The sequence below is a fragment of the Mycobacterium alsense genome (genome assembly GCF_002086635.1).
Taxonomy (GTDB): Bacteria; Actinomycetota; Actinomycetes; order Mycobacteriales; family Mycobacteriaceae; genus Mycobacterium; species Mycobacterium alsense.
This window is the reverse complement of the sequence record NZ_MVHD01000071.1, coordinates 1-18,178: the sequence shown is the minus strand read 5'-3', so window position 1 is coordinate 18,178 and position 18,178 is coordinate 1. Positions and strand designations below refer to the sequence as shown.

Genomic DNA, 18,178 nt, shown 5'->3' with positions numbered 1-18,178 from the left:
GGGGCGGCGTTGAGCTCGGCGGGGGCTTGAGTTCCGGGTTGGTGGTGAACGGCTGCGACTGGGCGTCGTTGAACCGCGCGCACCCGCTCGCGACCAGCACCACGGCGGACAGCGCGGCGAGCCCGCACCGAACCGAGCCCCGTATCCGCATGACCGACAGGCTACGGACTGTGCGGGCGGCGCCGCCACACGCGAGCCGGTGGCATCGGGATCGAAGTCATCAACCGCGGCGGAAAACAGGCGATTTGTACGAAATGCCCGCGATGGCAAATCAGGAATACGCTGGTACCGGAGGGACCGGCAGCACTTTCCAAAGTGTCACCCCCGCGGGCGCGGGCGGCGCCGGCGGGCACCGGCGGCACCGGCGGCGGTGGCGGTACGGGCCAGGGCGGCGGCGGCCAGGGCGGCAGCGCCGGGACCGCCGGCGGTCCCGCCTTTGACTTCATTGGCGGGACCGGCGGCGAAGGCGGCGCCGGCGGCGCCGGCGGACTTAGCTAGGTCCATACCGGGTTCAGCAAGCAAACGGGCGCAGCGATTTCGCGGCGCAGACCAAAACCACGCCGCCGATCGACGTGATGCGTGGAGCCAATGAGCGTGAGCTCACGGCCTGGGAAGTGAACACGGGGCGGGCATCCGGGCCGGAATTTCCCCGCTTTCGGGCCCTCCGAACGGGCGGAGAAGGCGATTTTGGGCCGATCCGGGCCGTTTTGACCGACTAACCGCCAAAAGCGCCGCTCAAATCCCCGATTCGGGCCGATTTGCCCTTACCCTGACACCCGTGACCAGTCAACCGAATGACGCACACTGGAGCCGGCCCGGCGAATCCGGAGAGTTGAACCCCGGACGCCCCGCCTCGGCGCGCTTGGTCGACCCCGAAGATGACCTGACCCCCGTCGGGTATCCGGGCGACTTCGGCACCACCACCGTCATCCCCTACAGCGACCCCGCCGTCTCGGGCGGCCCGGCGTCCGGCGGATACCACCTGCTCGACCAGCAGGAACCCCTGCCATACGTGCAGCCGCAGGCGATCCAGGCGGCGCCGATCTCCGCCACGGAGCCCGGCCAGGGCGACGCGGACGCGGACCACGAGCGGCACCGGGAGGTCGGCCGGCGCGGCACCCAGCACCTGGGTTTGCTGGTCATGCGGGTCGGGCTGGGCGTGGTGCTGGGCGCCCACGGGCTGCAGAAGCTGTTCGGCTGGTGGGGCGGCTCCGGGGTGACCGGTTTCAGGAACTCACTGTCGGACGTCGGCTATCAGCACGCCGACATCCTGGCCTACGTCAGCGCCGGCGGCGAGATCGTGGCGGCGGTGCTGCTGGTGCTCGGATTGTTCACCCCGATCGCCGCGGCGGGTGCGCTGGCCTTCTTGATCAACGGCCTGCTGGCGACCGTCTCCGCGCGGCCGCACTCGCATACGCTGTCGTACTTCCTGCCCGACGGGCACGAATACCAGATCACCCTGATCGTCCTGGCCGTCGCGGTGATCCTGTGCGGCCCGGGCCGCTACGGCCTCGACGCCGGGCGCGGGTGGGCCCATCGCCCCTTCATCGGGTCGTTCGTGGCCCTGCTGGCCGGCGTCGCCGCCGGCGTCGCGGTGTGGGTGCTGCTCAACGGGGTCAACCCCGTCGCCTGATCAGCGGTAGGGGTTGGGAACCCGCCCCGAACTGGCCTCGGTCAGCTGCGGCAGCGTCGCGAATGTGACCGCGGGCAAGCGCAGTTCGTCGCCGGTCTTGAGGCGGGCGCGCGCCCAGGAACCACGGTGGAAGCGCAGCCCGTCGATCTCCTCCCAGCGCAGCGCCCGGCTCCCCAGCAGGTTCCGCACGGTCACCCCCTGGGCGTCGGCGACCGTGCGCAGCCGGACGATCATCGCCGACAACACCACCGGAATGGCCAGCAGCGGTGCGGACGGCGGCCAGGCAAGCACCGGGATCAGCAGGCCCAGGGCCAGAAATCCGACGGCGAAGTGCGCGATCGGCGACACCTTGATCACCACGGGGGAATCGGTCACCATGCAAGCATCATTTCACCGTCGCGCGCGGGCCCCGGATTTGACTGCTGAGCTGTGCGAAGGCTACCGTCGGACGCTATGGATACCGGAAAGCCCGGAATGCTCGTAGTACTTAGTCAGCGCGTTGGTGGCTGACTAGACCTTCGGCATTTGAAGCGATCCAGCACCAACGCGCAACCTCCGTTCAGCAGCCGAGCTGACGGAGGTTTTTTGTTGCGTGGCAACCAGACCTACACACGCGAACGAGGATGAAGAGGCGAGGACAGTGAGCGCACCCACGAAGCCACAGGCGCCCGACGCGGCCGCCGTGGCCACGGACGCGGTGAAGCCCGCCGCGAAAACCCCTGCGGCCCAACCGAAGCGCGTCGCCCCCGAGCAGCTCACCGGCGCCCAATCGGTGATCCGGTCGTTGGAGGAACTCGACGTCGAGGTCATCTTCGGCATACCCGGCGGCGCGGTGCTGCCGGTCTATGACCCGCTGTTCGACTCCAAAAAGCTGCGCCACGTGCTGGTTCGCCACGAGCAGGGTGCCGGCCACGCCGCCAGCGGCTACGCGCACGCCACCGGCAAGGTCGGGGTGTGCATGGCGACGTCGGGTCCCGGCGCCACCAACCTGGTCACCCCGCTGGCCGACGCGCAGATGGACTCGATCCCCGTCGTCGCCATCACCGGGCAGGTCGGTCGCGGGCTGATCGGCACCGACGCCTTCCAGGAGGCCGACATCTCCGGCATCACCATGCCGATCACCAAGCACAATTTCCTGGTCCGCTCCGGCGACGACATCCCCCGGGTGATCGCCGAGGCGTTCCACATCGCCTCCTCGGGGCGCCCGGGCGCGGTCCTCGTCGACATCCCCAAGGACGTGCTGCAGGGGCAGTGCACGTTCAGCTGGCCGCCGAAGATGGACCTGCCCGGCTACAAGCCCAACACCAAGCCGCACAACCGGCAGATCCGCGAGGCCGCCAGGCTGATCGCCGCCGCCCGCAAGCCGGTGCTCTACGTGGGCGGCGGGGTCATCCGCGGCGAGGCGACCGAGCAGCTGCGCGAGCTGGCCGACCTGACGGGCATCCCGGTGGTCACCACGCTGATGGCGCGCGGCGCCTTCCCGGACAGCCATCCGCAAAACCTGGGCATGCCCGGCATGCACGGGACCGTGGCCGCGGTGGCGGGGCTGCAGCGCAGCGACCTGCTGATCGCGCTGGGCACCCGGTTCGACGACCGCGTGACCGGAAAGCTGGACTCATTCGCCCCCGAGGCCAAGGTCATCCACGCCGACATCGACCCGGCCGAGATCGGCAAGAACCGGCACGCCGACGTGCCGATCGTCGGCGACGTCAAGGCCGTCATCACCGACCTCATCGCGATGCTGCAACGCCCCGGTGGCGCGGCCCTCCCGGAGCTGACGGACTGGTGGGCGTATCTGCACGACGTCCAGGCCACCTACCCGCTGAGCTACGGCCCGCAGAGCGACGGGAGCCTGAGCCCGGAATACGTGATCGAGAAGCTGGGCGAAATCGCCGGCCCGGACGCGATATACGTCGCCGGCGTCGGCCAGCACCAGATGTGGGCGGCGCAGTTCATCTCCTACGAGAAGCCGCGCACCTGGCTCAACTCCGGCGGGCTGGGCACGATGGGGTTCGCCGTCCCGGCGGCCATGGGCGCCAAGATGGCCCGTCCGGACGCCGAGGTGTGGGCGATCGACGGCGACGGCTGCTTCCAGATGACCAACCAGGAGCTGGCCACCTGCGCGATCGAGGGCGCGCCGATCAAGGTGGCGTTGATCAACAACGGCAACCTGGGCATGGTGCGGCAGTGGCAGACCCTGTTCTACGAGGAGCGCTACTCGCAGACCGACCTGGCCACGCACTCGCACCGCATCCCGGACTTCGTGAAGCTGGCCGAGGCGCTGGGTTGCGTCGGATTGCGTTGCGAGCGTGCGGAAGATGCCGTCGACGTGATCAACAAGGCGCGCGAGATCAACGACCGCCCGGTGGTGATCGACTTCATCGTCGGCGCCGACGCGCAGGTGTGGCCGATGGTCGCCGCCGGCACCAGCAACGACGAGATCCAGGCCGCGCGCGGCATCCGCCCGCTGTTCGACGACGAAACCGAGGGGCACGCCTGATGCACACCAAAACGCACACGCTGTCGGTCCTGGTGGAGGACAAGCCCGGCGTGCTCGCGCGCGTGGCGGCGCTGTTCTCGCGGCGCGGCTTCAACATCGAGTCGCTGGCCGTGGGGGCGACCGAGCAGAAGGACATGTCGCGGATGACGATCGTGGTCTCCGCCGAGGAGACGCCGCTCGAGCAGATCACCAAGCAGCTGAACAAGCTGATCAACGTGATCAAGATCATCGAGCAGGACGACGAGGAGTCGGTGTCGCGCGAGCTGTCGCTGATCAAGGTGCGGGCCGACGCCGGCAGTCGCAGCCAGGTGATCGAGGCGATAAACCTGTTCCGCGCCAAGGTGATCGACGTGTCGCCGGAATCGCTGACCATCGAGGCCACCGGTGACCGCGGCAAGATCGAGGCGCTGCTGCGCGTGCTGGAGCCGTTCGGCATCCGGGAAATCGCCCAATCCGGAATGGTGTCGCTGTCGCGCGGTCCGCGCGCCATCGGCTCTGTCAAATAAGGTCAATCAACAAGGAGAAACGCAGAAGTGGCATTGGAAATGTTCTACGACGACGACGCGGACCTGACGATCATCCAGGGCCGCAAGGTCGGTGTGATCGGCTACGGCAGCCAGGGGCACGCCCACTCGCTGAGCCTGCGTGACTCCGGGGTGCAGGTGCGGGTCGGTCTGAAGGAGGGTTCGAAGTCGCGGCCCAAGGTCGAAGAGCAGGGCCTGGACGTCGACACCCCGGCCGAGGTGGCCAAGTGGGCCGACGTGATCATGCTGCTGGCCCCCGACACGGCCCAGGCCGACATTTTCAAAAACGACATCGAGCCCAACCTGAAGGCCGGCGACGCCCTGTTTTTCGGCCACGGGCTCAACATCCACTTCGGCCTGATCAAGCCGCCCGGCGACGTCACCGTCGCGATGGTCGCCCCCAAGGGCCCCGGCCACCTGGTGCGCCGCCAGTTCGTCGACGGCAAGGGCGTGCCGTGCCTGATCGCCGTCGACCAGGACCCGACCGGCAACGGCGAGGCGCTGGCGCTGTCCTACGCGAAGGCCATCGGCGGCACCCGCGCCGGCGTCATCAAGACGACCTTCAAGGACGAGACCGAAACCGACCTGTTCGGTGAGCAGGCCGTGTTGTGCGGCGGCACAGAGGAATTGGTGAAGGCCGGCTTCGACGTGATGGTCGAGGCGGGCTACCCGCCGGAGATGGCGTACTTCGAGGTGCTGCACGAGCTCAAGCTGATCGTCGACTTGATGTACGAGGGCGGCATCGCCCGGATGAACTACTCGGTGTCCGACACCGCGGAATTCGGCGGCTACCTGTCGGGCCCGCGCGTGATCGACGCCGGCACCAAGGAGCGGATGCGCGAGATCCTGCGCGACATCCAGGACGGCAGCTTCACCAAGAAGCTGGTGGCCAACGTCGAGGGCGGCAACAAGCAGCTGGAGCAATTGCGCAAGGAGAACGCCGAGCACCCCATCGAGGTCACCGGCAAGAAGCTGCGCGACCTGATGAGCTGGGTCGATCGCCCGATCACCGAGACGGCCTAGCCTAAGAGGCGACGCGCCCGGCGACCTCGACGACCCGGCGCGCCAGGTGGTCGAGCGCGTTGGCGGTGGGTTCGTCGATCTCGTGGATGTTGTCGTGGGTGGACACCAGGCTCACCCCGTACGGGTTGCCGTCGACGAACTTGCACGGATCGGTGTAGCCCGGCGGCACGATGATGCCGCCGAAATGTATCAGCGTGATGTACAGCGACAGCAGCGTCGTCTCCTGCCCGCCGTGCAGCGTGTTGGACGACGTGAAGGCCGCATACACCTTGTCGGCGAGCTTGCCGGCGGCCCACAGCCCGCCGAGCGAGTCGAGGAAGGCGCGCAATTGCGCGGCGGGCGAACCGAAGCGGGTCGGCGAGCCGAAGATCACCGCGTCGGCCCACACGATGTCGTCGCCGGTGGCCGCGGGCTGGTCCTTGGTGGCCTCGTAGTTCGCGGTCCACGCCGGGTTGTGGGCGAACGACTGCGGGTCGGCGGTTTCGGCAACGTGGCGCAGGCGGACGTCGGCGCCGGCGGACTCGGCCGCCGCGGCGACGCGCCGCGCCATCGTGGTGCCGTGCCCGGTGGCCGAGTAGTAGATGATCGCGAGTTTGGTCACGGGGACAGCTTAGGCATGTCGGCGATCCCGAATTCGCGGCGCAACAGCGACCTTGCGGCGTAGTAGCCGGACATGCCGTGCACACCGCCGCCGGGCGGCGTCGCCGCCGAGCACAGGTACACCCCGGGAACCGGTGTGCTCCAAGGGTTCAGCCGCGGGGTGGGACCGGCGATCGCGCGCCACGCGTTGTTGCCGCCCACCCCGATGTCGCCGCCGACGTAGTTGGCGTTGTCGTCGGCCATCCGCGCGGCGGGCACGGCCCGGGTCGCCACCACGATGTCGCGGAAGCCGGGCGCGAACCGCTCGACGACCGCGGTGACGGCCTCGGTCGCATCGACGCCCGAACCCGCCGGCACGTGGGCGTAGGTCCAGAACGGGCGGCGGCCCACGATGTCGATGCGGCCGGGGTCCACGATGTGCGGCGAGGCGGCCAGCACCATCGGCCACCGCGCGTGACGCCCGGCGGCGATGTCGGTCTCGGCCCGCACCATCTGCTCGCGGGTGCCGCCGAGGTGCAGCGTCGGCGCCCGCGCCAGCCGCGGGTCAGACCACGGAATCTCCTCGCTGAGCACGAAGTCGACCTTGGCCACCCCGGGCCCAAACGTGTAGCGGCGCAACGCCTTCGCGTAGCCGGACGGAAGGCGTTCGCCGTAGATCCGCAGCAGCGCCGTCGGCGCGGTGTCGAACGCGACGACCGAGCCCGGGCGAACGGGCGGCTCGCTGACCTCGACGCCGGCCGTCAGCTCGCCGCCGTGCGCCCGCAGGTCGGCGATCAGCGCATCGGTGATCGCCTGGCTGCCACCCACCGGGATCGGCCAGCCCACCGAATGCGCCAGCGTCGCCAGCATCAACCCCGCGCCGGCCGCCGTCACCGACGGCATCCGCGAAATCACGTGCGCGGCAACGCCGGTGAACAGGGCGCGGGCGTCGTCCCCGTCGAGGATGCCGGCCGGCGACCCCCACGCGGGTGTGCCCTGCGCCAGCATCCGCACACCCAGGCGCAGCGCCGAGCGCAACGAGCCGGGCACCGAACGCTTGTCGCCCAGCAACAACCCCACGACCGCCTCCGAGTTGCCCACCAGCGGGCCCAGCAGCCGGCGCCACGACGCGCCGCGCTCCAGCTCCGCACACGTGCGCTCGAGGTCGCGGTAGGCGATCACCGCCGGGCGCCCCGGCAGCGGGTTGGCGTAGGAGATCTCCGGGACGGCCAGCCGCACCCCCCGCGCGGGCAGGTCGAACGCGGCGAAGAACGGCGACGCCACCGCCAGCGGGTGAACCGCCGAGCACACGTCGTGCCGGACCCCCGGGGAGTCCGGGTCGGGGGCGGTGCGGGCGCCGCCCCCGAAGGTCGGCTGGGCCTCGATGACTTGCACCTTCAGGCCGGCGCGCGCGCAGACGACGGCGGCGGTCAGCCCGTTGGGTCCGCTGCCGACGACGGTCACGTCCGAGGTGGCGTCCACCGGTCAATTACAGCCGATAGGCTGGCCGCGTGAATCTGCCAGTTGTACTCATCGCCGACAAACTCGCCGAATCAACCGTCGCCGCCCTGGGGGACCAGGTCGAGGTGCGCTGGGTAGACGGGCCCGACCGGGAGAAGCTGCTGGCCGCCGTCCCCGAGGCCGACGCGCTGCTGGTGCGGTCGGCCACCACGGTGGACGCCGAGGTGCTGGCGGCCGCCCCCAAGCTGAAGATCGTCGCCCGCGCCGGTGTGGGCCTGGACAACGTCGACGTCGATGCCGCGACGGCGCGCGGGGTTCTGGTGGTCAACGCCCCGACCTCGAACATCCACAGCGCCGCCGAACACGCGCTGGCGCTGATGCTGGCCGCCGCGCGCCAGATCGCGGCGGCCGACGCCTCCCTGCGGCAGCACAGCTGGAAGCGGTCGTCGTTCTCGGGCACCGAGATCTTCGGCAAGACCGTCGGCGTCGTCGGGCTGGGCCGCATCGGCCAGTTGTTCGCCCAACGGGTGGCGGCCTTCGGCACCCACGTGGTCGCCTACGACCCGTATGTCTCGCCGGCCCGCGCCGCCCAGCTCGGCATCGAGCTGCTGCCCCTCGACGAGCTGCTGGGCCGCGCCGACTTCATCTCGGTGCACCTGCCGAAGACGCCGGAGACGGCGGGCCTGATCGACAAGGAGGCGCTGGCGAAGACCAAGCCCGGCGTCATCATCGTCAACGCCGCGCGCGGCGGCCTGGTGGACGAGGCCGCGCTGGCCGACGCGGTGAGCAGCGGCCAGGTGCGAGCCGCTGGCATCGACGTGTTCGCCAGCGAACCCTGCACCGACAGCCCGCTTTTCGAGCTGCCGCAGGTGGTGGTCACGCCGCACCTGGGGGCCTCCACCGGCGAGGCCCAGGACCGGGCCGGCACCGACGTGGCCGAGAGCGTGCGGCTGGCGCTGGCGGGGGAGTTCGTGCCCGACGCGGTCAACGTCGGCGGGGGAGTGGTCAGCGAGGAGGTGGCGCCCTGGCTCGACCTGGTGCGCAAGCTCGGGGTGCTGGCCGCGGCGCTGTCGGGCGAGCTGCCCGTGTCGCTGTCGGTGCAGGTGCGCGGCGAGCTGGCCGCCGAAGAGGTTGAGGTGCTGAAGCTTTCGGCGCTGCGCGGGCTGTTCTCGGCCGTCATCGAGGACGCGGTGACGTTCGTCAACGCCCCGGCGCTGGCCGCCGAGCGGGGCGTCACCGCCGAGATCACCAAGGCCACCGAAAGCCCCAACCACCGCAGCGTGGTCGACGTGCGCGCGGTCGCCGCCGACGGCTCGACCGTCAACGTCGCGGGCACGCTGTCCGGGCCGCAACTGGTGGAAAAGATCGTGCAGATCAACGGCCGCAACTTCGACCTGCGGGCCACCGGCACCAACCTGGTGATCAACTACGCCGACCAGCCGGGTGCGCTGGGCAAGATCGGCACGCTGTTGGGCGGCGCGGGGGTGAACATCCACGCCGCGCAGCTGTCGGAGGACGCCGAGGGCCCCGGCGCGACGATCCTGCTGCGGCTGGACCAGGACGTGCCCGAGGATGTGCGCTCGGCGATCGCGGCGGCCGTCGGCGCCAACATGCTTGAGGTGGTTGATCTTTCGTGAACCGCGTCGGCGGCGATGCAGCGCCCAGCGATGAGGAGGAGCGGCGCCGATGAAATTGGCGGTGATCGCCGGCGACGGGATCGGCCCGGAGGTGGTGGCCGAGGCCGTCAAAGTGCTCGACGCGGTGCTGCCGGGCGTGCAGAAGACCGACTACGACCTCGGTGCCCGGCGCTATCACGCCACCGGTGAGGTGCTGCCCGACTCGGTGGTCCCCGAGCTGCGCGAGCACGACGCCATTCTGCTCGGGGCGATCGGCGACCCGTCGGTGCCCAGCGGCGTGCTGGAGCGAGGCCTGTTGCTGCGGCTGCGATTCGAGCTGGACCACCACGTGAACCTGCGCCCGGGCCGGCTGTACCCGGGCGTGCGAAGCCCCCTTGCGGGGAACCCGGACATCGACTTCGTGGTGGTGCGCGAGGGCACCGAGGGCCCGTACACCGGCAACGGTGGCGCCATCCGCGTCGGAACGCCCAACGAGGTGGCCACCGAGGTCAGCGTCAACACCGCGTTCGGCGTGCGCCGGGTGGTGCAGTACGCGTTCGAGCGGGCGATGCTGCGCCGCAAGCACCTGACGCTGGTGCACAAGAACAACGTGCTCGCGTTCGCCGGGTCACTGTGGTGGCGGACGGTGCAGGAGATCGCGCACGACTACCCCGGCGTCGAGGTGGCCTATCAGCACGTCGACGCGGCCACCATCCACATGGTCACCGACCCGGGGCGGTTCGACGTGATCGTCACCGACAACCTGTTCGGCGACATCATCACCGACCTGGCCGCGGCGGTGTGTGGCGGGATCGGCTTGGCGGCCAGCGGAAACATCGACGCGACCGGGACGAATCCGTCGATGTTCGAGCCGGTGCACGGCAGCGCGCCCGACATCGCCGGTCAGGGCATCGCGGATCCGACGGCGGCGATCATGTCGGTGGCGTTGCTGCTTTCCCACCTCGGCGAGGACGACGCCGCGGCCCGGGTGGACCGGGCCGTCGAGCGTTACCTGGCAGCTCGTACGAACGAACGGCCCGCCACCAGCGAAGTCGGCGAACGGATCGCATCCGCGCTGTAGATTCCAGGCCGGGCGGTAGCAGCCGGATCGGCACCAACGGTATCGCCAGCAGCGGGAACAGCCCGCACAGCGCCCACGCCGAGGGGTATCTGGCGGCCGAGATCAAGGCGCCGAACAGGGGAGGCCCGGTGGCGGCCATCAGCCGCTGGGTGGTGTTCTGGATGCCAAGCGCGCGCCCGCTCCAGAACGGTCCGGCGAATTCGGTGATCGCGGTCGCCTCCAATCCGTTGTCCAGCACCGCGATCACCGCGATGGCGATCATGAGGGGCACGTCGTACGGCGAGCCATCGATGCTGTCCGACAGCGCCAGCAGGAACAGCGTCAGCGCGGCGGCGACGGCGATGACGGCGACCGGTTGCATCCGCGATCCGATGCGGTCGGACCAGCGGCCGACCGCGACGCGGCCCACCGCGCCGAGCAACTGCGACAGCGTGACCAGGCCCCCGGCCGCGGCGATCGACCAGTGATGGTGGTTGATCAGCCACACCAGCATGAACGTCACGGTCACGGTCTGCGGCATCATGAGCAGGCCCGCCACCGCGTGGATGCGCCACAGCACCGACGACCCGTGGTAGGGGCTGGCCAGCTCCGCCGCGGTGGCGGTCTTGCGGGACTTGCGCACCGGGTCGACGACCCCGATCACGCTGGCCACGGCGGCCACCGTGCACGCCACCGCGAGAAACATCAGCCCGCGGTGCGGCCCGCCTTCGGCCAGTTCGGGTATCACCAACGCGCCCATCGCGATCCCCAGCGGCTGGGCGGTCTGGCGAATGCCCATCGCCAGCCCGCGCTGCCGCGGCGGGAACCACCCCGACACCAGCCGGCCCCCGGCGGCGTTGCAACTCGCGGCGGCCATGCCCCCCAGGAACAGAAAAAGCCCGATCAGCAGCAACCCGTGCGCGGACGCCGCCGCGTAGGCCGCGGCCGCCGTGAGCGCCGACCCCGCGGCCAGCACGATCCGTTCGCCGACGTGGTCCAGCACATAGCCCCACAGGACCAGCGTGACCACCATGCCCCAGCTGAGCATCGACGACAACAGGCTGGCCTCGGTCAGTCGCACGCCGCGCTGGTTCTCCAGCGAGGGGATCAGGAACGCGATGCCGTTGATATAGAGGAAGGAACTCGCCGTCACGAACAGCGAGACCAGTACGACGGCCCAGCGCGCGCCGGGACCGAGATCGGCCGTGTGGCCCTTGGACACCAATCCATGTTTCCACAGGGTCGCCGCCCGTCGCCGGAACGCGGTCGCGCCGCCGATCAGCGCGCCGTCGGGGGCATATTAGGCTCGAACAAATGCGCCTCGGTCGAATCGCCAGCCCGGACGGTGTCGCCTTCGTCAGCATCGAGGGCGAGCCCGCCCAACCCACCGGGCTGACCGCCCGGGAGATCGCCGAACACCCGTTCGGCACCCCGACGTTCACCGGCCGGTCATGGCCGCTGGCCGATGTCCGGCTGCTGGCGCCGATGCTGGCCGGCAAGGTGGTCTGCGTCGGCAAGAACTACGCCGACCACATCGCGGAGATGGGCGGGACGACCGGCCCCGCACCCGCGGACCCGGTGATCTTCCTCAAGCCCAACACCGCGATCATCGGGCCGAACGTGCCGATCCGATTGCCGGCCAACGCATCACCCGTGCACTTCGAGGGCGAGCTGGCGGTCGTCATCGGCCACGCGTGCAAGGACGTACCGGCCGCCCAGGCCGCCGAGAACATCCTTGGCTACACCATCGCCAACGACGTCTCGGCGCGCGATCAGCAACAGGCCGACGGCCAATGGACCCGCGCCAAGGGCCACGACAGTTTCTGCCCCGTCGGGCCCTGGATCGTCACCGATGTCGACCCGGCGGATCTCGAACTGCGCACCGAGGTCAACGGCAATGTGAAGCAGCACAGCCGCACCTCGCTGATGATCCACGACGTCGGCGCCATCGTGGAGTGGATCTCGGCCGTGATGACCCTGCTGCCCGGAGATCTCATCCTCACCGGAACACCGGCGGGTGTCGGCCCCATCGAGGACGGTGACACCGTCTCGATCACCGTGGAGGGCATCGGCACCCTCACCAATCCCGTTGTCCGCAAAGGAAAGTCGTGACCGCAACAACCCCCGTGCGGGTCCGGTTCTGCCCGTCGCCCACCGGCACCCCGCACGTCGGGATGGTCCGCACCGCACTGTTCAACTGGGCGTACGCGCGACACACCGGCGGTACCTTCGTGTTTCGCATCGAGGACACCGACGCGCAGCGCGACACCGAGGAAAGTTACCTGGCGCTGCTCGATGCGCTGCGCTGGCTGGGCCTGGACTGGGACGAGGGCCCGGAGGTCGGCGGGCCCTACGGCCCCTACCGGCAGTCGCAGCGTACCGACATCTACCGCGACGTGGTGGCCCGACTGCTCGAGGCCGGCGAGGCCTACTACGCGTTCTCGACGCCGGAGGAGGTCGAGGCGCGCCACGTCGCCGCCGGCCGCAATCCCAAGCTGGGCTACGACAACTTCGACCGGCAGCTGACCGATGCGCAGCGCGCGGCGTTCCTGGCGGAAGGCCGCAAGCCGGTGGTGCGCCTGCGCATGCCCGACGAGGATTTCGGCTGGGACGACCTGGTGCGCGGCACCACCACCTTCGCGGCGGGCAGCCTGCCCGACTTCGCGCTGACCCGCGCGAACGGAGAACCCCTGTACACCTTGGTCAACCCGGTCGATGACGCCCTGATGAAGATCACCCACGTGCTGCGCGGCGAGGACCTGCTGCCGTCGACGCCGCGCCAGCTCGCGCTGTACCGGGCGCTGATCCGGATCGGCGTCGCCGAACGCACGCCGCAATTCGCCCACCTGCCAACCGTGCTGGGGGAGGGAACCAAGAAGCTGTCCAAGCGCGACCCGCAGTCCAACCTGTTCGCCCACCGCGACCGGGGCTTCATCCCCGAGGGGCTGCTGAATTACCTTGCGTTGCTGGGCTGGGCGATCGCCGACGACCGCGACGTGTTCAGCCTCGACGAGATGGTGGCCGCGTTCGACGTCGTCGACGTCAATTCCAACCCGGCCCGTTTCGACCAGAAGAAGGCCGACGCGCTCAACGCCGAACACATCCGGATGCTGGACGCCGACGACTTCACCGCGCGGCTGCGCGACTATTTCGACGCGCACGGCCATCGCGTGGGGCTGGACGACGCCGCATTCGCCGCCGCCGCCGAGCTGGTGCAGACGCGCATCGTCGTCCTTGGCGACGCGTGGGAGCTGCTGAAGTTCCTCAACGACGACGACTACGCGATCGACCCCAAGGCCGCCGCCAAGGAGCTGGGTCCCGACGGCATCGCGGTGGTGGACGCGGCGCTGGCCGCGCTGGACGGGGTGGCGGACTGGGCCGCGGCGCCGATCGAGGCCGCGCTCAAGGCCGCGCTCATCGACGGTATGGGGCTCAAACCGCGCAAGGCGTTCGGCCCGATCCGGGTCGCCGCCACGGGAACGACCATCAGCCCGCCGTTGTTCGAATCGCTGGAGCTGCTGGGCCGCGAGCGCAGCCTGGCGCGGCTGCGGGCGGCGCGCGACGGAGCGGTGTGAACCTTTGGTAGTCTGCACTGCGGTTCGCAAAGCCGACTACGGCGGCCGGTGCCGTTTTCGGAACGCGCTGACCAGCGGTTTTAGGCAGCCAATGGGGTATGGTGTAATTGGCAACACAGCTGATTCTGGTTCAGCCATTCTAGGTTCGAGTCCTGGTACCCCAGCAAAGTCGCAGCGCCGCTTGCGATTAGGAGCGCCATCGCCGGTGAGCTATGCTGGCTGCTCGGATCGGTTCTGGCCCCGTCGTCTAGCGGCCTAGGACGCCGCCCTCTCACGGCGGTAGCGTGGGTTCGAATCCCATCGGGGCTACAAGATAACTATTGGCCGGTCCCCAGCGCGGCAGGTGCCGTCGACCCGCCCACCGGCATGGGCGCCATCCCGAGCTTGCGGTGATCCCACGACCGCGCGCGGCGCGCCACGATGCGCACGCAGACGCGTTTGTTCATCATCTGCTCGACGAACGGCTTCATGTCGTCGCTGTAGGGGCCGGTGTAGCGCTCCCACACGCTGACCCCGACGCGATGCGCGACGTCGGGGTCGTCGACGATCTCGGCGACACCCTCGAAGGACACCCCGCGCAGCGTGTCATAGGTGTGGCCGCCCTCGATCAGGAAGCTCACCCGCGGATCGCGTTTGAGGTTGACCGCCTTCTGCGACTTGGCCTTGGTCTCGAGCCAGATCTCGCCGTCGACGACCGCGTACCACATCGCGGTCAGGTGCGGCTGGCCGTCGGGCCCGACGGTGGCCAGCGTGCCGGTGCGGCTGGTGACGACGAAATCGGCGATCTCGGCCTCGGACATGACGATGCTCGCCCGCTGATTGGTTCCCATGAGCGTCAGTTTGTCAGGCGGCCGCCCGGACGAGCACGGGCGGGCCTGCAGTCGCTGGCGCTACCCCGATGGCCCACCGATCAGCCGTCGGCGGCGGCACCGCCGCCGTCGCCGGCGGTGCCGCCGTCGCCGCCGCCGCCGCCGGAGCCGGCGGTGTTCTGGTTGCCGGCGGTGCCGCCCCCGCCCTGCCAGGTGTTCCCGGGGGCGGTCTGGCCTTTACCGTTGGCACCGCCGTCGCCGCCGGTGCCGCCGCTGCCGCCGTCGCCGCCGTCGCCGCGGTCTTGATTTGTGCCGGCGCCCGGACCGCCGTTGCCGCCGGTGCCGCCGTGGCCGCCGACCCCGCCGTCGCCGCCGCCGCCGGTGCCTGCGCCATCGCCGCCGTCGCCGCCGCCGCCACCTGAGCCTGCGTTGCCGCCGTTGCCGCCGTCGCCGGCGGCACCGCCGCCGCTGCCGCCAGCGCCGCCGGCGCCGCCGGTACCGCCGGCGCCGCCGGTACCGCCGTTGCCGCTGGTACCGGTAGCATCACCGCCGGCGCCGCCCATGCCGCCCACACCGCCCAAGCCGCCGGTGCCCCCTGGGTTTCTGCCGCCGCTGCCTCCGCCGCCGCCACCACCGCCGGTGCCGCCGGTGCCGCCGATGCCGCCGTTGCCGGCGTTGCCTGAGCCGGTGTTGCCGCCCCCGGCGCCGCCTTGGCCGCCGGCGCCGGCGGTGCCGCCGGTGCCGCCACTACCGCCGGTGACGTTGCCGCCGCGGCCGCCGTGGCCGGCGCTGCCGCCGGTGCCGCCGTCGCCGCCGTCGCCGCCGGTGCCGCTGCCGGGGGCGAGGCCGCCGGCGCCGCCAGTGCCGCCCGCCTGGCCGTTACCGCCCCTGCCTCCGGTGGCGCCACCGTTGCTGTCGCCGCCGATGCCACCGGGTCCGCTGTTGCCGCCCCTGCCGCCGTCACCGCCGTCACCGCTGCCGTTGCCAGTGCCACCGGCGCCGCCCGTGCCGCCCTTGCCGCCGACACCACCGGTACCGCCATGCTTGCCGCTGCCCCGGCCGTCGGTGGCGTTGCCGGCCGTGGCGCCGCTACCGGCATCTCCGCCGTCGCCGCCGGAGCCCCCGCCGGCTCCGCCGTCGCCGCCGCGGCCGCCGTCGCCGCCGCCGCCGCCGGCGCCTCCGGTTCTCCCGTCGCTGAGAATCGGGGGTGTGTCGGCGCGCCCGCCGACCCCGCCGACGCCGCCCTTGCCGCCGTTTCCGCCGTCGCCGCCGCCCACGCCGTCGATGCCAGCTCCGCCCGTGCCGCCCGCGCCGCCGTTACCGCCCTTGCCGCCCGCGCCGCCTGCGCCGTCGTCCCCGTGGCCGCCGTTTCCGCCGTTGCCGCCGGTGCCACCCGTGCCGCCGGTGCCGACGCTGCCGCCCGTGCCGCCGTCGGTGCCCGAGCCGGCCGCCCCGGCGGTGCCGCCGGTGCCGCCCGCACCGCCGTTCTTGCCGTCGCCGCCAGTGCTGCTGTTCGTGCCGCCGTTTCCGCCGGCGCCGCCGGTGCCGCCGGTGCCGCCGGTGCCGCCGTTGCCGCCGTGACTCGTGCCGTCGCCGGAGCCGCCGGTGCCGCCCTGGCCGCCGGCGCCGCCGAAGCCGCCCTGTTGACCGGCGGTGGGGGGGTCGGAGTTGGCGCCGTTGGCGCCTTGCGCGCCCTCCCCGCCGGTGCCGCCGGTGCCGCCGTCGCCGCCGGTGCCGATCGTGCCTTTCGCGCCACCGTCGGTTCCGATCCCGGCCGCCCCGGCCGCGCCGCCGGTGCCGCCTTGGCCGCCGTCGCCGCCGGCGTTGTTGCCGGCGGGGCCGGTGTTGTTGCCGCCGGTGCCGCCGGTGCCGCCCTGGCCGCCGGTGCCGCCGGCGCCGCCCTGACCGCCGTTGGTCACGCCGTTGCCGGCGCCGCCGTCGCCGCCTTGGCCGCCCTGGCCGCCGGCGGCGCCCTGGGAACCGGCGCCAGGGGTGGTGGTGCTGTCTGAGCCGTTGGCGCCCTGCCCGCCCTGCCCGCCGGTGCCGCCGGTGCCGCCGGTGCCGCCGGTGCCGATGCTGCCGGGCGCGCCGCCTTCGGTTCCGGTCCCGCCGAACCCGGCCGTGCCGCCGGTACCGCCCTTGCCGCCGATGAAGCCGGTCTCCCCGGGGTTGCCGGTGGCGCCGGTGCCCCCGGTGCCTCCCCGACCGCCCTTACCGCCGACGCCGCCGTCGCCGCCGTGACTCGTACCGTCGCCGGTGCCGCCGGTGCCGCCGGCGCCGCCGTGGCCCCCCTGGCCGCCCTGGCCAGCGGCAGCTATCGAGCCAATGCCATTGGCGCCGTCCGCGCCGTATCCGCCCTGTCCGCCGGTGCCGCCGGTGCCGCCGACCCCGCCGGTGCCGATGCCGCCGCCCGTGCCACCGTCGGTTCCGAGTCCGCCCAATCCGGCGGCGCCGCCCGTGCCGCCCGTGCCGCCGGTGCCGCCGGTGCCGCCGATCGCGAAGGCGGTGGTGCTGGTGTTGTCGCCGCCGGTGCCGCCGGTGCCTCCCTGACCGCCGAGGCCGCCGGTGCCGCCCTGCCCGCCGCCGATCCCGCCGATGCCGGCGCCGCCGGCGCCGCCTTGGCCGCCTTGGCCGCCCTGGCCGCCTTGGTCACCGGGAGTGGGGGAGTCTCCGCTGGTGCCTGGCGCGCCCTGTCCGCCTTGCCCGCCTTGGCCGCCTTGCCCGCCCTGCCCGCCGGTGCCGTTGTGTCCACCCGCGCCGCCGGAGGGTCCGGCTTGGCCCCCGGCGCCCCCGGTTCCGCCCGTGCCACCGGCATCGGGGCCGTTGCTTCCAGAGGCATCGGCGCCGGTGGCGCCCATTCCGCCGGTACCGCCGACGCCGCCGTCGCCGCCGTCGCCGCCGGGGCCGCCGCCCGATCCGCCGGCCCCGCCCTTACCGCCCTGGTAGCCGTTGGTTCCCGTGGCGTCGCCGCCCCGACCGCCGGTTCCTCCGTCTCCACCGAGTCCCGTGTGGCCCACTTTGCCGCCGGCACCGCCGGACAGCCCGCCTGCGCCAGGCGCGCCGCCGGTGCCGCCGGTTCCGCCGTTTCCGCCGGCGCTGCCGCTGGCCAGGCCGGAACCCCCATCCCCGCCGGTGCCGCCGGTTCCGCCGTTTCCGCCGGTGCCGCCGTTTCCGCCGGTTCCGCCGGGCAGCGCAGCGCCGCCGGCGCCGCCCTGGCCGCCCGCACCGCCGGTGAGGCCCAGGCCGCCGGTGCCCGCGGTGCCCGCGCCGGCAGAGGTGCCCTGCTGGGTAGCGGCGCCCCCGTTGCCGCCGGTGCCCCCGGTACCACCGGCGCCGACGCCTCCGGCCTGGCCGGCGGCGGCGAGCATCCCTCCGGCGCCCCCGGCCCCGCCGTGGCC

General features: G+C 71.9%; 14 protein-coding genes, 2 tRNA genes and 2 pseudogenes. 11 read left to right on the top strand and 7 right to left on the bottom strand.

Annotated elements, in window-relative coordinates:
- Positions 1-151 (bottom strand): annotated as a pseudogene (locus BST11_RS27340) (PQQ-dependent sugar dehydrogenase); the annotation flags it as partial.
- Positions 152-315: 164 nt separating this feature from the next.
- Between BST11_RS27340 and BST11_RS27335 the strand changes: the two are divergent.
- Both BST11_RS27335 and BST11_RS24720 read left to right on the top strand, forming a co-directional pair.
- Positions 316-498 (top strand): hypothetical protein, encoded by a 183-nt coding sequence (locus BST11_RS27335; RefSeq protein WP_142276544.1) that lies wholly within the window; start codon positions 316-318, stop codon positions 496-498.
- 280 nt (positions 499-778) lie between these two features.
- A complete protein-coding gene (locus tag BST11_RS24720) occupies positions 779-1,633 on the top strand; it encodes a DoxX family protein (RefSeq protein ID WP_067326548.1) in 855 nt (284 codons plus the stop codon).
- On the opposite strand, the gene BST11_RS24715 is transcribed toward BST11_RS24720, so the two are convergent.
- Positions 1,634-2,011, bottom strand: a complete 378-nt coding sequence (locus BST11_RS24715; protein ID WP_083140867.1) for a PH domain-containing protein — start codon at positions 2,009-2,011, stop codon at positions 1,634-1,636. It lies immediately after the preceding gene.
- Between the two features lie 262 nt (positions 2,012-2,273).
- Between BST11_RS24715 and BST11_RS24710 the strand changes: the two genes are divergently transcribed.
- The 3 genes from BST11_RS24710 to ilvC are packed head-to-tail and all read left to right on the top strand — an operon-like array spanning position 2,274 to position 5,680.
- On the top strand, positions 2,274-4,133 hold the full coding sequence (locus tag BST11_RS24710; protein WP_083140866.1) for an acetolactate synthase large subunit: 1,860 nt from the start codon (positions 2,274-2,276) through the stop codon (positions 4,131-4,133).
- Entirely contained in the window at positions 4,133-4,639 is a 507-nt protein-coding gene (gene ilvN / locus BST11_RS24705) for an acetolactate synthase small subunit (protein ID WP_067326557.1), read from the top strand. The genes BST11_RS24710 and ilvN overlap by 1 nt, the downstream gene beginning before the upstream one ends.
- A gap of 39 nt (positions 4,640-4,678) precedes the next feature.
- Positions 4,679-5,680 carry a ketol-acid reductoisomerase gene (ilvC, locus tag BST11_RS24700; RefSeq protein WP_083140865.1) on the top strand — a complete coding sequence of 334 codons (1,002 nt, stop codon included), beginning with the start codon at positions 4,679-4,681 and terminating at the stop codon, positions 5,678-5,680.
- Between the two features lies 1 nt (position 5,681).
- Here the strand turns inward: ilvC and wrbA are convergent, their stop codons facing one another.
- On the bottom strand, positions 5,682-6,281 hold the full coding sequence (gene wrbA, locus BST11_RS24695; RefSeq protein WP_083140864.1) for an NAD(P)H:quinone oxidoreductase: 600 nt from the start codon (positions 6,279-6,281) through the stop codon (positions 5,682-5,684).
- Positions 6,278-7,741, bottom strand: a complete 1,464-nt coding sequence (locus BST11_RS24690; RefSeq protein WP_083140863.1) for a phytoene desaturase family protein — start codon at positions 7,739-7,741, stop codon at positions 6,278-6,280. Before BST11_RS24690 ends, wrbA begins: the two co-directional genes overlap by 4 nt.
- A 29-nt stretch (positions 7,742-7,770) precedes the next feature.
- Here BST11_RS24690 and serA point away from each other — a divergent pair, with 29 nt between their 5' ends.
- Positions 7,771-9,357 carry a phosphoglycerate dehydrogenase gene (serA, locus tag BST11_RS24685; protein ID WP_083140862.1) on the top strand — a complete coding sequence of 529 codons (1,587 nt, stop codon included), beginning with the start codon at positions 7,771-7,773 and terminating at the stop codon, positions 9,355-9,357.
- Positions 9,358-9,406: 49 nt separating this feature from the next.
- Positions 9,407-10,417, top strand: coding sequence for a 3-isopropylmalate dehydrogenase (locus tag BST11_RS24680; RefSeq protein ID WP_067326574.1), 1,011 nt, complete (start codon positions 9,407-9,409; stop codon positions 10,415-10,417).
- A 133-nt stretch (positions 10,418-10,550) separates the two neighbouring features.
- On the opposite strand, the pseudogene BST11_RS24675 reads toward BST11_RS24680, so the two are convergent.
- Positions 10,551-11,549: pseudogene (locus BST11_RS24675) on the bottom strand (MFS transporter); the annotation flags it as partial.
- Between the two features lie 161 nt (positions 11,550-11,710).
- Between BST11_RS24675 and BST11_RS24670 the strand changes: the two are divergent.
- The 4 genes from BST11_RS24670 (at position 11,711) to BST11_RS24655 (ending at position 14,280) form a co-directional block, all read left to right on the top strand.
- On the top strand, positions 11,711-12,508 hold the full coding sequence (locus BST11_RS24670; RefSeq protein ID WP_083140861.1) for a fumarylacetoacetate hydrolase family protein: 798 nt from the start codon (positions 11,711-11,713) through the stop codon (positions 12,506-12,508).
- The gene (gene gltX / locus BST11_RS24665) at positions 12,505-13,971 is read left to right on the top strand and encodes a glutamate--tRNA ligase (RefSeq protein ID WP_142276543.1); all 1,467 of its coding nucleotides are present in this window, start codon (positions 12,505-12,507) and stop codon (positions 13,969-13,971) included. The genes BST11_RS24670 and gltX overlap by 4 nt, the downstream gene beginning before the upstream one ends.
- A 92-nt stretch (positions 13,972-14,063) precedes the next feature.
- A tRNA-Gln gene (locus BST11_RS24660) sits at positions 14,064-14,135 on the top strand.
- A gap of 72 nt (positions 14,136-14,207) precedes the next feature.
- A tRNA-Glu gene (locus tag BST11_RS24655) sits at positions 14,208-14,280 on the top strand.
- A gap of 8 nt (positions 14,281-14,288) precedes the next feature.
- Here BST11_RS24655 and BST11_RS24650 read toward each other — a convergent pair.
- Both BST11_RS24650 and BST11_RS27720 read right to left on the bottom strand, forming a co-directional pair.
- Complete coding sequence (locus tag BST11_RS24650; RefSeq protein ID WP_068214215.1) at positions 14,289-14,801, bottom strand: pyridoxamine 5'-phosphate oxidase family protein; 513 nt, start codon at positions 14,799-14,801, stop codon at positions 14,289-14,291.
- 80 nt (positions 14,802-14,881) lie between these two features.
- On the bottom strand, positions 14,882-18,178 hold a 3,297-nt coding region (locus tag BST11_RS27720), incomplete at its 5' end, for a PE family protein (RefSeq protein WP_158086822.1).

Bases quoted from the DNA above. Each gene is read 5' to 3' on its own strand.
- BST11_RS24715 (WP_083140867.1), bottom strand. From the start codon at position 2,011: ATGGTGACCGATTCCCCCGTGGTGATCAAGGTGTCGCCGATCGCGCAC.
- ilvN (WP_067326557.1), top strand. From the start codon at position 4,133: ATGCACACCAAAACGCACACGCTGTCGGTCCTGGTGGAGGACAAGCCC.
- ilvC (WP_083140865.1), top strand. From the start codon at position 4,679: ATGTTCTACGACGACGACGCGGACCTGACGATCATCCAGGGCCGCAAG.
- BST11_RS24680 (WP_067326574.1), top strand. From the start codon at position 9,407: ATGAAATTGGCGGTGATCGCCGGCGACGGGATCGGCCCGGAGGTGGTG.
- BST11_RS24670 (WP_083140861.1), top strand. From the start codon at position 11,711: ATGCGCCTCGGTCGAATCGCCAGCCCGGACGGTGTCGCCTTCGTCAGC.
- BST11_RS24650 (WP_068214215.1), bottom strand. From the start codon at position 14,801: ATGGGAACCAATCAGCGGGCGAGCATCGTCATGTCCGAGGCCGAGATC.